Below are 13452 nucleotides of genomic sequence, written 5' to 3'. Positions count from 1 at the left end.
ATGGTGAGGGTAGTAATTCATTTCTGCTTGTCCTCGCTGCCTTGCTTTGATGGCCCTTGATCCGTATACGGATTTTCGTGGGCAAAAAAAGACGGATTTAACCTATATCTGTTGTATCTGCTGTTTCTCCGGGAATCAATGACTGCTTCAATCACCCGGCTTGATCGTAAAAAAATGATGGCCCAGTCCACCGCCTCTGCTGATTTCGCATGCTCTTTGGCAGCGTCAACCAGTTGGGCCCTGGTAAAAAAACGATGGGGGTTACCTACAAACAACTGATACAGCACCATCGCACAGCCTTCGGGTTTCATAACTCCTTTTGGATTGGGGTTGAATCGCAACCTGTTAGCCTTTTCAACCCGACGAACAAGCATGATTTGTCGTGCAATCCAATCCGCTGTCATTCGTCGGAATCCGTTTTCGGATATTTTTCGGATGTATTTATTCCCGCCCTATGTGTCATCCTTCGTACCAAGGTGAGTTCACCGTAAACGTGCCTTTCCAATATGGTTCTGGCATATTCGGCTTTAGAAAGACCGGCCAATGTGGCCAGGGCAATGATTGAATCTTCAAGTTCTTCGGACAATGGTATGTCCAGGCGTTTGTGCAGCTTGCCCGAGGGGTCAGATTTACCCGACCTCGATAACATTGGATTTTGGTTTTGATCGCTTGTCATTGGGGGTACCGTTTGTTTAATGATTTCCTAGTTCAATGTGTACTACTGTTTTTGGGTGCTGCTTGTTTTTTTGCCCAGGGCGCCCGATCGAACAGCGTTCCAATCTCTGCGGCGTCGATTCGAGACATTGTGTTTGCCAGTCTCATTGTGGTTGGCTTGTTTGCTTTCATGAGCGACTTCAAGGGGTGTAGCAACGTCACGGCTGTCCCCGACTGCGCTTACGATGGTACTTGTTGATGTGCGGTCATAGGCGTCGAACCACGCCAGGAGCGCGTCCACGGTTTTTACCCTGGGGTTTTTGCAGTCGCGCTGGCTAATCCGGGAAACGGTTGACTGTGCCACATTGGCTTCCTCGGCAATGCGGCACAGCGGTACCGGTGCATTGTCCAATCGGTCCAGGAGTTTTTGATAAACAGTCTGAGTCATATATGGATATCGCCGTTATTGTTCGATAAATAAGTTAGGGATTTAGAAAATCCGCATACGGATATCCTATTGTGCAACAATTTTCTTATGAACCTCAACAAACAATTACAGACAAGGCTTAAAGCCTTGATGGAGCGAGAAAAGCTACTGGACACGCAACGGCGCGTGGCAGTGGCTAGTGGCGTTGCACAAAGTTCCATAAACAGAATTTTGAACAACACCCAGTCAGCTACGTTAGATATGGTGAGTAGCCTGGCCAAGGCATTCCGGGTTAAACCGGATCGGTATTTCTTGCTTGAGGAAGAGGAAGCACAACTGTTAAACTTGTTCAACTCCCTGGATGCGAACGAGCGCAGAAGATGCTTGAAATGGCTGGTGAAAATTGTGGAGGCCAAAAAAACCGGGGCGGTGGATTTCTTATTCTCAGATTCACTACCGGAGGAATTGGAAGCCGCAGTTTTCGTTGAGGCATCCAAGCCCCTGGGCAGCATGGGCAATATATTCGATGAGCAGACAACAACAACAGCCATACCTTCAACTCCTAGAAAGAGCACAACAGATCGGGTCTAGGTCCACCAACCCCGAACGAGTACAACAAATCATCAACTGGCACACCGATCAACTCCAAAACCCCGACAAAGAAGTGGCCTGCTTACACCTGGGCATCACAGCCAACGGCCGATTAAACAAGGTGGGCCTTGGCATTGAACCCGCACAGGCAGCTGCCATGCTACTGGCTTTGGAGGAAATCTCCCTGGTATTGCGCGATATTGCCAACCCGATGCGCTTTGGTACCGCACAGGCAGACATCATTCCAATTACTGCCCCCAAACCACAATAGCATTTCAACGACAGTATATCCGTATACGGATATTTTTGTTGCAGAAAAATCCGTATACGGATATTCTTTACCTGTGTTCTTTTTGTTTTTCTTTTTCGGAGTCAGGTATGAATCAGGTCGTTGAAAGAGCCCTTCCCCTTCACCCCATCGAGCGGGTAATCAACCACAACCAAAACTTCAACAGCCCATTGAGTGTGGCCTTTGTTGCCCACGCCATTCGGTACTACCAGCAAGCCGTACAGCAAATGCCCCAGGATCAGCGTGAGCAGATGAACAACGGATTCATCAGCTATGACGCCTGGGCGGCAGTAGGTGATGCGCTTGTTGATGGTTTTAATGAAATTGGAATGTGATTGATTGGGGGCTTTGCCCCCTACTTTGGAGATTGAAATGAACGCAAATGCAATGAATGCCGATCAGTTGATCTATGCAGCCAATGCCATGGAGGCTTTTGGTGGTGGATTTGTAAGTCAGATTGCGCGTGCCTACTATGCCGCGGACCTTGGCAACCGGGCGCGTCTTGTCGCCGCCTTTGGTGATTTGTTCGAGCGATACGGCCCAGGCAGCGGCTTTTACGAAATGATTCTTGCCAGGGAGAACGTCAATGGTTAATCAAGTGAATGTCGAAATTGACGACAACGACAGAATCATTGGGCGCAATTGGCGGTGCCCATGCGGTGCTCGTGTCGAAAGCTATATGGCCAATGATGTGGATTGTGATCGGTGCGGCCGGTTATTCAATGGGTATGGTCAGGAACTGGCGGCTCAAGAATTGTGGGAAGAAAACTAATAACACTTTGAGCAAAAAATGACAGATCAACTCAAAAAAACATGGAATGAAATCGAACTGGTCAAAACAATGGCCAATGCTGCCCATAAAGATCAGGTAGACCTGGCCGGTGCGCCATACATTGACCACGTTCAACGTGTTGCGCAGAACGCCATCAAATATGGACATCCTTTTTACCTGGTGGGCATGCTGCATGATGTGGTGGAAGACTCCAATTTTAGCCTGGTTGATATTGGTGCTTTGTTCGACCCTGAGATTGTTCATGCCGTGGATGCCATTACCAAGCGTCAGGGCGAAGACCCGATGGATTACCTTGAGCGGGTGGCAATGAACGACCTTGCGTATTTGGTCAAGGTGTACGACATGATGGACAACGCCAACTACAGCAGATATCCAAGGCCTGGGCCACAAGAGTTTGAACGGTGCGCAGGGTACCTAAAGCGCATTGCTACCTTGATGACTTTGAGGCAGCGCCACTTAAACAGAACACAGGGTTCCTCGAATTGAGGGTTTTTCTTCGTCCTAAAAAATCCATATACGGATCAAATTATGCTGAACAAAGATGAAATCAAAGCAATCGTGGTTCTAAGTGCCGCAGTGTTTATTCCAGCTGCACTTTGGTACGTGGGTGTGATTGGTACCTGGTAGTGGTTCGGGTGAAGGGTTGCGCGCAGCCCTACCCCAGGCCCATTGCCTGATCTAGCCAAACTCTACCTTGAAGAGGAACCCATGAGTAACCAACACAACTCGACATCAGCGGCGACCGATGTGGGTGAATTCATCACCGATTTAGACGGTGGTGTGTTTGACCGCAAGCTGTCCATTGCATTGTCCCAGGTGGCAGCCGCTGCCGTGGACCACAACAAAACAGGTGAAGTCACCGTGAAGTTCACCTTCCAGCGCATCCCGGGAACCATGCAGGTTCGCTGTGAACACGCGCTGAAATTCAGCAAACCCACCATGGATGGCAAGGCCATGGAAGAAGAAAGCCGCGCCACCGTCCTGCATGTGGGCAAGTTCGGTGCGCTCTCCCTTGCTCAACCCTCACTTCTTGACAACAAACAAACCTCCTTTGAAGAAGGCAAATAATCATGATCGACAAAGACAGTATCGACACAATCCTGGCCAGCCACGGTACCGCTCCGCTTCGCGCTGCAATTGCCGAGGCCATGGCCAATGACGGTTTGGTGGGCGTGCCCAGCTTCATGCAAGTCACCGACCTTGAGGTGTACATGCCCAATCGTCGCCGCTTATCTGGACGTTTTCACACTGAATCAGCATTGCACTTTGCAGAGTATGTGGAAAAGCACAAAGAAGAAGGCGCAGCCGTGTTCATCAACACGGATAACATGAAGGCCACCGGTGTACTGAACCTGGGAAGCCCCGAGGCCCCTGGTCACAGCGACAATCTGGCGGTGTTGTCCAAGCGCGCCACCCCGGAATACAGCGCACTTTTGCAAATTGCCAATGGCGCAGCCAAAAGCCAACGCGATGTGGCCGAGTTCATTGAAGACTGGCAACTGAACATCACTTGTGCCGACGACACCGACGAAATCCCCAACAAGCAGGCCATCGCTGCAGTGCGCTCAATCACGATTGAAGCACTCAAACGCCAAGAAGCCACCGAGGAAAAACTTAGCGCAAGCAAAAGTGCCTTCGAGAGCGTGCAGGCCACCAGCAAGGAAAAAATCCCCACGCTGATCGAATTCAAATGCAACCCGTACAACGATTTGCCTGAACAGGTGTTTCGCGTGCGCGTGGGCATTCTCACCACCGACAAACCTCAACTGGTTCTGCGCATTGCGATGCTCGACAAACACAAACAGCAAATGGGCGAGGACTTCAAAAGCGAGATTGAAACGGTCATGAGCCATGACTTAGTTCCTGTGTACCTGGGCGAGTACGGCGATTGCGATCGAATGTATCGCCGGTAAACCAATGGGGGCCGCGCGTTGCGGCCACCGCGTTCGTTTTAAAAGGAGTTGCATCCATGAAAGACCAATCAGTGCAGTACCGGCCAGCATGCGCCACCGATGTGGCCAAGACGTTCCGACGCTTTGGCTTTGTTCCACCCAGCACCCTTGGCCATCACAAGGCGATTCGTGAACAGCTGAATTACATCGGCTTTGACGAAGAGCACGATCAATACAGCACACAGCAAAAGGAGACATCCCAATGAATCGGCACATCAGCGAAGAAGAAATTTACGAGTGCTATCAAAGCCACCCAAACGATGTGATCACGTTCGGTGAAAAGGTTGCCAATCGGGTTGAGCAAAGAATCACCAAGGAAAACCGCACCAACAAGGCTTTGTTCCTTTTGATCGCTAGTGCTTTTGGTGCCCTGGGTGCGGCCTTGTTCAACCTGGTGTCGCTTTTCTGACCATGGTCATCCAGGCCGAGGAATTGAAAAAGCGCGCCCAGTTTCATATTCAGCGCGGGGACTCCATGAACATGGACCCTCGCGCGATTGTGGAATTGGTCGATGAACTGGAAAAAACTCAAAAACTGGTGTGGGACATTCAATTTCTAACCGCTGGGTATTGCAACCGGGGTTTGGTCCATGACATCAGGGCATTGATTGAAAAGGCATCACAACCATGAACAGACAAATTCGACGCGCCCAGGCCAAAGCAAAATCAGCCAAGGCACCAAGGATTGCACGCCATCAACTGCGAAGGCCGCTGCCTCATGAGGTTGACCTGGTGTTCGCTGACATTGATCGATTCTTCCGACTGCTATCCGATGGCCTGGTGGATGTTGATCAAAGGGGCGTCCTGGTTCAACAAAGCCTAGAGGGCGAACGCTACGAAACCATACCGGCCGTGCTGGGTTTCACATCGGTGTGGCGCCGAATCTCCAACAATTTCAATCTAAACATTGATGTGTCTCCGATTGAAAAACTCTGCAAACGCCTGGAGGCATGCATGCCAATCACACCAGGCGAAGTGGAGTACAGCATGGCCATCATCCTTGCCATGCGCAGGGCCTACAGCAAGTTGGACCTGTACGAAGTCAAAAGCATAGTCAACACAGAACTTATCGCGCTGGAACTCAGCCAGCCAGGAGCAAGCAAATGAAATTAAACCAAGACAAAACAATTATGACCGGTGTCGTCAAGCGTGTGGGTAACTGGGGGCACACCGTACCCCTGGCCAAAAAACACGAGGCCATGAAGATCGACTATCGCGGCATGGTCCACACGATACAAAACGGTTTGAAGCCATCGGACGGAATCAATCGTTTCATGATCACCGAACTTGGCAAGCACCTCACCGAACTGGGTGAACGGTTCTACAACGGCGACATGAAGGTGGTCGATGAATTCCTGCAGCTGTACTGCATTGCAGACGAGCAGCGCAAGGAAGTGATTAAACAACGAGAGCAACAGGTGCAAGCATGAACGCATTAAAAAAATACGAAGAGGCCAAAAAAAGCCTCAATGAATTCCGCGCGTGGCGCGACCAAGTGACAAAAACAGCACAGGGAGTGCAAATAAACATCACCTACGTGGATGTCTATGCCGATATGAAAGGCGCAAATGTTCAGCAAATGCCAAGCGGCGCGGAAAAGGTAATAGAGCAATGGCTTAAAGAAGAACTTGAAAATGGTCATTTTCTTGGGCTAATCGAAACACGTTTACAGCAAAGCGTTATTGAAGAAGGCTCCAAACTCAAAACCGAATTGATTGAATTCCTGGCCACTGACCTTGGCCCAACCGTGAGAGGCCTGGCATGAACACAATCTTTTTCTACGACACAGAAACTACGGGTATGCCTGATTGGAGCGTGCCCAGCGATTCCGACACGCAACCACACCTTGTTCAACTGGCTGGAATTCTGTGCAACGCTGAAACCCGCGAAGTGATCAGCACGATGGATGTGATCATCAAACCCAATGGATGGATCATCCCCCAGGAAACAATTGATGTTCACGGCATTAGCCAGGAATTTGCCGAGGCCAACGGCATTGACGAATTGGAAGCAGTCCAACAGTTGCTTGCAATGGCCGAGGGTGCCAACCGTGTGGCGCACAACCGAACATTCGACCAGCGCATCATTCGCATTGCCATGAAACGCTATGGGCTTTCCGAAGAGGCTCTTGAAGCCTGGGCTGAAAAAGACAATCACGAGTGCACCATGCTCAAAGCCAAGCCAATCATGCAGCTGCCAGGCAAGGGAAAGGCATTTAAAAACCCCACATTGGCCGAGGCCTTCATGCATTTCACTGGCGAGGAACTTCAAGGCGCACACACGGCCATGGGAGATGCCAAGGGATGCATGGCGGTGTACTGGGCAATGTGTGACCTGGAGAAGGTGCCCTCATGAATGATCTTGAAAAATTATGCCCCAAGTTTTTGCAGACCCCAAACGCTGCAGGAATCATTGCTTTCCTGTTCAACGAGTTCATGGACCTTGAAATGCGAATGGCAGTGCCCGACGCTGTTGCTCAACAAATCGGGCAGTACATGCAGGCATACGGCTATGGCATTGTCTTCAATAAGTTTTACAAGCAGCGTGAAGAACAGATTTTGGAGTCTGTGCAACAGAATTATGAAGAAGTTATGGAAGACCACCGCCGCCTCGTTCGCGAATTGGATGTACTGATTAATGGAGAAGAAGGCGCGGCCAAGCAGGCCAGTCTTTGCGACATCGTTGCCCAAGTGAGGCGCGAAGGTTTAAAGGTGCCGCAGCCAGCGGATGCCGACGAGTCAATGTGGTGTCGATACATTGCAGGCATGATCGGTCAGTACATTGGCGAGCCGCTTGGAAGTGAAAAGGAAAAGGCCATCGCCGGAATCATTGAGCGCAGATTGTGGAACTTTCCAAGGCCAACCCAACCCGTTGATATAACTCACATGGTGAATCGGTTCCTTGGTTGGAAATTACCAATGGACTTTGCGCCGGATTGCGGAATCAGCATTGACACCGAGATTGCAGGGCGAAACGGGTGGCCAAGCGGAACAAACCTGTTCAACGCAGAGCAGGCCAAGCAGATGTTTGAGTACGTAACTAAAGCCCAGCCGGTGCGGCCAGCCGTTGCGGTGAATGACGACTTAGCCAAGGCCGTACATTACCCAGACTGTTGGGATGTTGCAGCGTACCCAACCCTTGCGGATGCTTTGCGTGAATTGGCAACGTGTTTTCAATGCTGTGAGTGTGTCAAAAACCCAGCCGTTGCCGTGAATGAGCAGATGTACAGCGCACTGAAAATGGTCATGGATGACCCACAATCTTTGGAAGGAAGGCCAAGGACGTTTGAGTGTGTAACAGAAGCGATCGGGGCCTACGAAGCCGCAAAGAAAGGGGGTGTGTGATGGAAATTGGAGCGACTTATCACATAAACAGTTTCCGTAAGGGTGCATTTACTGGCCGACTTGTTAAGCATTGCGACACTTGGGCGACTTTTGAGATCACCGATGGTATAGCCGACGCAATACTAGACTACAACATTCAAGAAAAAGGCGAGGAAGTGACGGTTCGCAAGACCCATTGCACGTTTGTTGAGATCGAGAAAGCAAGGGGGCGGGGATGAACCAGTTTTCCCTTTCTCAACTGGTGGAGCAGGCAAAAGAACTCGGCGGCAACTCACTGTGCTCAGTAGATGGTCACGACTGGCAGACAGATGGCGGCAGATCCTGCCCCAAAGGCCATGAGGATTGCAGCCAGCCGGTTTACGTTTGCAAACGATGTGGGCTAACCGATTACGGAGACAGAGGCGGTCCAGCACATCACGAGTGTTTTAATCGATGTCATGAGGGGTATGTGGAATGAACCAAACCGAACACATGCGCGAGGCTTTGCGCAGAGAATTTCCATTGCTTGATGAAATTGGACTAGATCAAGAATTACATCATTGTGAGTGGTCTATTCAGCAAGAGCGAAAACGATTGCACCAGTTGCTTGATGAATTGCAGGCCGAGCAAACCCTCGCCGCCGAACCCGCGCCGAGGAAAAGCCAAAACTTTGGTGAGGCTTGCGCTGAAGTAATTATTGCCAAGAATGGTGGCCAGCCATGACCGACCCATTTAAAGGCATGTATCTGCAAAAACGCATGACCTTGCAAAAGCGTTATTTCAAAGATGAATTTGAAGACGCCGGTCGCAGGCTTGCGCACCTGGGCGGCAAACTGGAACCAGGTGTGCACGACTACCAAGCATTCACGTTCACCATGCCCGGCCTGCGCCTGGTGTTTTACCCGCACAAGACAAGTGCCAGCAACTATCACCTGCGCGTGCGCACCGAGGGTAAAGCAGACCGGGAACTTCTTGCCCTGGCAATTCAAGCCTTGCGCAAGGAAAACTACAGCTGCACTTTCCAATTTCCCGCTCACCGGGATTTGGAGCGACGAACCGAGGGCACATCATGAAATGCCAATACGCCCCCAGTGGCTGCAATTATCCAGAAAGCGAATGCATGGGAATTTGCTTTGCTCAATACGTTCACAACCAAGGAGAAAACAAAATGTCAGATGATGCAAAAAAAACACTATTAGACCAGGTGACTTTGAAGAAACTCCCGCACTCCAATTCGAGCATGTTGTGTGAAGGAACCTACCCCGAAGGGCTTGATAAAAAAGACCTTATCCCCCTGGTCGAAGGTACGTTCGGGGGCCGCTTTGAGCACTTCGGAAACGGTACCTTTAGGTACATCGCATACACGGATTAAACTCGCCTAAAAAAATCCGTATACGGATATTCTTATTCATGTCAGGTACTTATTAGGAGTCAGGAAAGTGAATCAAGCCCCCCAAATTGTTCAAATTCAAGTCCGTAATGTTTACGGAATTCCAAAAATCTACCCAGCCAACAAAGCCGCCCAGGTGTTTGCCAACATCGCCGGAAAGAAGACTCTTGATCAAGCCGACCTGGCCAACATCAAGGCCTTGGGTTTCCTGGTTGTTGAAATCCCTTTGTTTGCAGGAGTAGCAGCGTGAGAGCCAAAACTGGCCCCAAGCCGAAATATCAAAACTTGGTGGAAGCCATCGATGCGCAAAGCATCCCAGTTCCATTTTCGGGGTGCTGGATTTGGACGGGTTCTGTTAACAAAGGGTACGGGCAATTGACCTATGAAGGTAAACACCTGCATGCCCACCGCGCCAGCTTCTTAGCTCATAACCCTGACAAAACAAACGTGGAATTCGTATGCCATCACTGCGATATAAGAGCCTGCGTTAACCCCTCACACCTGTATGACGGTGATGTGATTACCAACAGAAAAGACATGCTCTCTCGCAAGCGTTGGAGCCACCCATTTTCAAGAAATACCACTTGCTCAAAGGGGCACATTTACACAGAAACTGGATTCCGATTTGCCAAAGACGGTTCCAGGGTGTGCATGCGTTGCCAGAGAGAACACAAACAAATGCAAAGAGCATTAAAAAAAGGAGCTTAAATTGACATCGATTGTTGTTACACAGGCCATACAACTGGCCGAAAAATTTGGCATTGACAGTTCAAGCGCAAACGGACAAGAACTAATCAATGTATTAAAAAACACATGCTTTAAAACCTCCGAAACGGTAAGCGATGCGCAGCTTTCAGCCTTGCTTATCGTGGCTGCTCAGTATTCACTGAATCCATTTACCAGAGAAATTTACGCATTTCCCGACAAGAAAAACGGCATCGTTCCTGTTGTAGGCGTCGATGGTTGGTCCCGCATCATCAACCAGCACGCCCAACTCGATGGTATTGAATTTCGGTACTCGGAAAATAAGGTGAACATGCCTGGTGCCAAGGTGAGTGCTCACGAATGGATTGAGTGCGTGATCACCCGCAAAGATCGCGCCCAACCTGTGGTGATCCGGGAATATCTGGAGGAATGCTACCGCCCTCCGTTCAAAGGAAAAAATAACAACGGCAATGAGTACACCGTTGATGGCCCTTGGCAGTCGCACCCTAACCGCTTTCTTCGCCACAAGTCATTGATCCAATGTTCTCGCGTGGCATTTGGCTTCACTGGCATCTACGACCAGGACGAAGGCGAACGCATTGTAGGCGGCACCGTCATTGACAACGAAACAGGCAGCGTCACTGGTGAAGCAATGGTCAAGCCCCAGCGCGCCAAACCCAAGGCCACCGATGTTCAGGATGTCGCAGCCAAGGAGCAGCCAGCCAACAAAGAGCAGGCCAGCGCCGATCAGCCCACCGATCAAGCACAGGCATCAGACGCACCCACTGAAACCAACGTAGTTGAAATGCCCAAGCCTGGTCAATTGAAGTGGATCGAGCAAAAGTGCGCATCCCTGGGATTGGATGTTTCTGAAACATTGGGGGCTCATGGCATCGAATCACTTGAAGCAATGACATTGGCTGAATGGGAAACAGTCAAAAAGGACTTGATGAAACAATGAGCTTTACCTTCGATGAAGCCAAGCACGAGTACAGGCTCAATGGCGTAGTCATTCCCAGCGTGACCCAGGTACTGCAACTGCTGCACTCGTTCGCAGGGGTACCGCTTGACGTTTTGAAGGCAGCCCAGGAGCGCGGTACCGCCGTGCACCTAATCTGCCAATACTGGGATGAAGGCGACTTGGACGAAGACACGATTGACCCCAAGTTACGCGGGTACTTCGACGCCTGGTTGAAGTTTCTGGATGACAAGCGCCCCCGTTGGACTCTGATTGAACACAAGGGCCACCACCCATTGGGATTTGCCGGGACTTGTGACCGCTTCGGTCTGATCGATGAACAGGACTGGACGATTGACATCAAGACCAGTCTGCAAAGCCACCCTGTATGGGGAATTCAGACCGCAGCATACAACCACATTTACGGCAAACCCAATGCGCGCCGGGGAACTGTTCGACTTCGCCCCGATGGCACCTACAAATTTGACACCTGGACCGATCCCATGGATTGGCCCGTTTTCGTTTCTTTGTTGACGATACAAAACTTCAAAAGGAAATTCGAATGAAGAAGACCATTTCAAGAGAAGCACTTTTGAGTGCTCTTGAATACAACGATGAATCAGGAGAATTTAAATGGATTCAAAAACGTAGAGGGCCCGTCAAGGTAGGGCAAAAAGCAGGCTCGATAAATCACGCCGGGTACGTGGTGATAAAGATCAACCAGATGAAGTTCATGGCGCACGTGCTTGTGTGGTTTTTGAAAACCGGAGAATGGCCAACTTTGGACATCGACCATATCAACGGCATCAAAACTGACAACAGATTTCAAAATTTAAGACACGTGACTCGATCTGTAAATCTTCAAAACCAGAGAAAAGCACACCCCAATAATCACACTGGCCTTATTGGAGTAAACAAAAAAGGTCCGAAAAAATTCTTGGCATTGATTCAAATCGACGGTATTCAAAAATCTGTTGGCACGTTTGAGAACGCAATTGACGCCCACAACGCATACATAGAGGCCAAAAGAAAAGGTCACCCCGGAAACACACTTTAATCAACTGGAGAAACAAACATGGAAACAAATGAAATTTTGAGCCCCTTGAGCAACATCAAAACCCCCAACCCAATTGAATTGAACCAGCGCGCGCAATCGGCCCTGGCCATGGTCAACAGCATGGTGGTGGACAACCAGGAAACCTATGAACTTGCAGCCGATGAACTTAAAGGCATCAAATCCAGGGCCAAGGCTTTGGAAGAACAGCGCAAAACGATTGTGGATCCGCTGAACAAGGCCACCAAAGCAATCAATGATATGTTTCGCGGCCCCTCGCAATTTCTTGAGCAGGCCGAAAGCATCATCAAAAAGAAGATGATTGGCTACACGGAAATTCAAGAACGAATTGCGGCCGAGGCTCGACGCAAGGCCGAAGAGGCACAGCGCATTGAGCGCGCCCGATTGGCAGCCGAAGCCGCCGAACGGGAACAAAAAGCCCGTGAAGAAGCAGAAGCACTTGCAGCCCAGGCCAAAGAAGCCGAAGCCCAGGGCAATGTTGGCAAAGCAGCGGAAGCCGCAGCCCGTGCCGAAATGGTTGTGGCCAGCGCCGTGCAGGAAAGCATTGCCTTGGAAACCACCGCCGCATCATTAACAGCACCAGTGGTTGCAGCGCCTGCCAGTGTTGCCGGTATTTCAAAAACCAAAGTCACCTTCAAGGCGCGCGTGATCAACAAAGCGGAGTTTTTGGCCTTTGTGGCCACGCGGCCCGAACTGCTGGAAATGATCGATGTGAATGAGTCAAAACTCAACAACATGGCCAGGGCTTTGAAGACATCCATGAAGTACCCCGGCATTGAAGTGTACGAAGACAAAACCATCGCAGCCCGTGCGGCATAAGGAGAAAGCAATGAGCAAAGAAAACACCGCCCAAATCATCCTTGGTGGCCTGGTCACGACTCAAATTGACATTGCGGCCAGCGAACCGCTGGACGCCGGGGCCATGATTGCCGTTCAAATGCTGGTGCTGCCCATGCGTGATATTGTCAAGCGCCTGCCCGAATCCATGCGCAAAGAAATGTTTATTGGCAGCATGGTGGCTATTTGCGTGGAATTTGGAGTGGCTTACGGCCATGAGGCTTTGATGGCGGCAATCAAGCAACTGGAAATCAATGCCTTGCGTGAACGTGATCTTGAAAAAGCCCAGGCCCAACACGCAAGCGGCACCACCCAAACAACCACTACCCATTAAGGAACCCACATGGCTATCCTGACCGGATTATTTCGACTGACCCGCGATTGTGAATTGAGATACCTACCCTCGGGTGAGCCAGTGGCCAACCTGGTACTGGCTTACAACTACGGCAGCAAAAAAAA

General features: G+C 50.2%; 28 protein-coding genes. 26 read left to right on the top strand and 2 right to left on the bottom strand.

Annotated elements, in window-relative coordinates; translation table 11 throughout:
- Nucleotides 1–17: 17 nt before the first annotated feature.
- Together PY990_RS15995 and PY990_RS15990 are read right to left on the bottom strand one after the other, a co-directional pair.
- Nucleotides 18–404, bottom strand: a complete 387-nt coding sequence (locus PY990_RS15995) for a hypothetical protein (protein WP_275272456.1) — start codon at nt 402–404, stop codon at nt 18–20.
- A 314-nt stretch (nt 405–718) separates the two neighbouring features.
- A complete protein-coding gene (locus PY990_RS15990; RefSeq protein ID WP_275272455.1) occupies nt 719–1102 on the bottom strand; it encodes a hypothetical protein in 384 nt (127 codons plus the stop codon).
- An 87-nt stretch (nt 1103–1189) separates the two neighbouring features.
- On the opposite strand from PY990_RS15990, the gene PY990_RS15985 reads away from it, so the two are divergent.
- From PY990_RS15985 to PY990_RS15860, 26 genes are all read left to right on the top strand, one after another.
- The gene (locus tag PY990_RS15985) at nt 1190–1672 is read left to right on the top strand and encodes a helix-turn-helix domain-containing protein (RefSeq protein WP_275272454.1); all 483 of its coding nucleotides are present in this window, start codon (nt 1190–1192) and stop codon (nt 1670–1672) included.
- Nucleotides 1608–1943 carry a hypothetical protein gene (locus PY990_RS15980; RefSeq protein WP_275272457.1) on the top strand — a complete coding sequence of 112 codons (336 nt, stop codon included), beginning with the start codon at nt 1608–1610 and terminating at the stop codon, nt 1941–1943. Before PY990_RS15985 ends, PY990_RS15980 begins: the two co-directional genes overlap by 65 nt.
- 107 nt (nt 1944–2050) lie before the next feature.
- Nucleotides 2051–2296 carry a hypothetical protein gene (locus PY990_RS15975; protein ID WP_275272453.1) on the top strand — a complete coding sequence of 82 codons (246 nt, stop codon included), beginning with the start codon at nt 2051–2053 and terminating at the stop codon, nt 2294–2296.
- A gap of 37 nt (nt 2297–2333) precedes the next feature.
- Nucleotides 2334–2555 carry a hypothetical protein gene (locus PY990_RS15970; RefSeq protein ID WP_275272452.1) on the top strand — a complete coding sequence of 74 codons (222 nt, stop codon included), beginning with the start codon at nt 2334–2336 and terminating at the stop codon, nt 2553–2555.
- Complete coding sequence (locus PY990_RS15965) at nt 2548–2733, top strand: hypothetical protein (protein WP_275272451.1); 186 nt, start codon at nt 2548–2550, stop codon at nt 2731–2733. Before PY990_RS15970 ends, PY990_RS15965 begins: the two co-directional genes overlap by 8 nt.
- Before the next feature lie 18 nt (nt 2734–2751).
- The gene (locus PY990_RS15960; protein ID WP_275272450.1) at nt 2752–3240 is read left to right on the top strand and encodes a hypothetical protein; all 489 of its coding nucleotides are present in this window, start codon (nt 2752–2754) and stop codon (nt 3238–3240) included.
- A gap of 222 nt (nt 3241–3462) precedes the next feature.
- Nucleotides 3463–3822 carry a hypothetical protein gene (locus tag PY990_RS15955; RefSeq protein WP_275272449.1) on the top strand — a complete coding sequence of 120 codons (360 nt, stop codon included), beginning with the start codon at nt 3463–3465 and terminating at the stop codon, nt 3820–3822.
- Between the two features lie 2 nt (nt 3823–3824).
- Nucleotides 3825–4667: a DUF2303 family protein gene (locus PY990_RS15950; RefSeq protein ID WP_275272448.1), complete on the top strand. Its 843-nt coding sequence runs from the start codon at nt 3825–3827 to the stop codon at nt 4665–4667.
- A 56-nt stretch (nt 4668–4723) separates the two neighbouring features.
- Nucleotides 4724–4912: a hypothetical protein gene (locus tag PY990_RS15945; protein ID WP_275272447.1), complete on the top strand. Its 189-nt coding sequence runs from the start codon at nt 4724–4726 to the stop codon at nt 4910–4912.
- On the top strand, nt 4909–5115 hold the full coding sequence (locus PY990_RS15940; protein WP_275272446.1) for a hypothetical protein: 207 nt from the start codon (nt 4909–4911) through the stop codon (nt 5113–5115). The genes PY990_RS15945 and PY990_RS15940 overlap by 4 nt, the downstream gene beginning before the upstream one ends.
- Before the next feature lie 65 nt (nt 5116–5180).
- Nucleotides 5181–5336 (top strand): hypothetical protein, encoded by a 156-nt coding sequence (locus PY990_RS15935; protein ID WP_275272445.1) that lies wholly within the window; start codon nt 5181–5183, stop codon nt 5334–5336.
- Nucleotides 5333–5812 carry a hypothetical protein gene (locus tag PY990_RS15930; protein ID WP_275272444.1) on the top strand — a complete coding sequence of 160 codons (480 nt, stop codon included), beginning with the start codon at nt 5333–5335 and terminating at the stop codon, nt 5810–5812. Before PY990_RS15935 ends, PY990_RS15930 begins: the two co-directional genes overlap by 4 nt.
- Nucleotides 5809–6135: a hypothetical protein gene (locus PY990_RS15925; protein ID WP_275272443.1), complete on the top strand. Its 327-nt coding sequence runs from the start codon at nt 5809–5811 to the stop codon at nt 6133–6135. The genes PY990_RS15930 and PY990_RS15925 overlap by 4 nt, the downstream gene beginning before the upstream one ends.
- Complete coding sequence (locus PY990_RS15920) at nt 6132–6470, top strand: hypothetical protein (protein WP_275272442.1); 339 nt, start codon at nt 6132–6134, stop codon at nt 6468–6470. The genes PY990_RS15925 and PY990_RS15920 overlap by 4 nt, the downstream gene beginning before the upstream one ends.
- On the top strand, nt 6467–7060 hold the full coding sequence (locus PY990_RS15915; RefSeq protein ID WP_275272441.1) for a 3'-5' exonuclease: 594 nt from the start codon (nt 6467–6469) through the stop codon (nt 7058–7060). The genes PY990_RS15920 and PY990_RS15915 overlap by 4 nt, the downstream gene beginning before the upstream one ends.
- The gene (locus PY990_RS15910; protein WP_275272440.1) at nt 7057–8049 is read left to right on the top strand and encodes a hypothetical protein; all 993 of its coding nucleotides are present in this window, start codon (nt 7057–7059) and stop codon (nt 8047–8049) included. Before PY990_RS15915 ends, PY990_RS15910 begins: the two co-directional genes overlap by 4 nt.
- Before the next feature lie 453 nt (nt 8050–8502).
- On the top strand, nt 8503–8751 hold the full coding sequence (locus PY990_RS15905) for a hypothetical protein (RefSeq protein WP_275272439.1): 249 nt from the start codon (nt 8503–8505) through the stop codon (nt 8749–8751).
- Nucleotides 8748–9101, top strand: coding sequence for a hypothetical protein (locus PY990_RS15900; protein WP_275272438.1), 354 nt, complete (start codon nt 8748–8750; stop codon nt 9099–9101). Before PY990_RS15905 ends, PY990_RS15900 begins: the two co-directional genes overlap by 4 nt.
- A 95-nt stretch (nt 9102–9196) precedes the next feature.
- A complete protein-coding gene (locus PY990_RS15895) occupies nt 9197–9400 on the top strand; it encodes a hypothetical protein (RefSeq protein WP_275272437.1) in 204 nt (67 codons plus the stop codon).
- A 67-nt stretch (nt 9401–9467) separates the two neighbouring features.
- A complete protein-coding gene (locus tag PY990_RS15890; RefSeq protein ID WP_275272436.1) occupies nt 9468–9668 on the top strand; it encodes a hypothetical protein in 201 nt (66 codons plus the stop codon).
- Nucleotides 9665–10126, top strand: coding sequence for an HNH endonuclease family protein (locus PY990_RS15885; protein WP_275272435.1), 462 nt, complete (start codon nt 9665–9667; stop codon nt 10124–10126). Before PY990_RS15890 ends, PY990_RS15885 begins: the two co-directional genes overlap by 4 nt.
- Nucleotide 10127: 1 nt before the next feature.
- Nucleotides 10128–11084 (top strand): phage recombination protein Bet, encoded by a 957-nt coding sequence (gene bet, locus PY990_RS15880; RefSeq protein ID WP_275272434.1) that lies wholly within the window; start codon nt 10128–10130, stop codon nt 11082–11084.
- Nucleotides 11081–11647 (top strand): hypothetical protein, encoded by a 567-nt coding sequence (locus tag PY990_RS15875; protein ID WP_275272433.1) that lies wholly within the window; start codon nt 11081–11083, stop codon nt 11645–11647. Before bet ends, PY990_RS15875 begins: the two co-directional genes overlap by 4 nt.
- The gene (locus tag PY990_RS15870) at nt 11644–12138 is read left to right on the top strand and encodes an HNH endonuclease signature motif containing protein (protein ID WP_275272432.1); all 495 of its coding nucleotides are present in this window, start codon (nt 11644–11646) and stop codon (nt 12136–12138) included. The genes PY990_RS15875 and PY990_RS15870 overlap by 4 nt, the downstream gene beginning before the upstream one ends.
- Before the next feature lie 18 nt (nt 12139–12156).
- A complete protein-coding gene (locus PY990_RS15865; protein ID WP_275272431.1) occupies nt 12157–12975 on the top strand; it encodes a hypothetical protein in 819 nt (272 codons plus the stop codon).
- A 10-nt stretch (nt 12976–12985) separates the two neighbouring features.
- Nucleotides 12986–13327, top strand: a complete 342-nt coding sequence (locus PY990_RS15860) for a hypothetical protein (RefSeq protein ID WP_275272430.1) — start codon at nt 12986–12988, stop codon at nt 13325–13327.
- The last annotated feature ends 125 nt before the right edge of the window (nt 13328–13452 follow it).

The sequence above is a fragment of the Limnobacter olei genome (assembly GCF_029087225.1).
GTDB classification, from domain to species: Bacteria; Pseudomonadota; Gammaproteobacteria; order Burkholderiales; family Burkholderiaceae_B; genus Limnobacter; species Limnobacter olei.
Note: the sequence above shows the minus strand (reverse complement) of the source record. Positions and strands in the feature narration are given on the sequence as shown.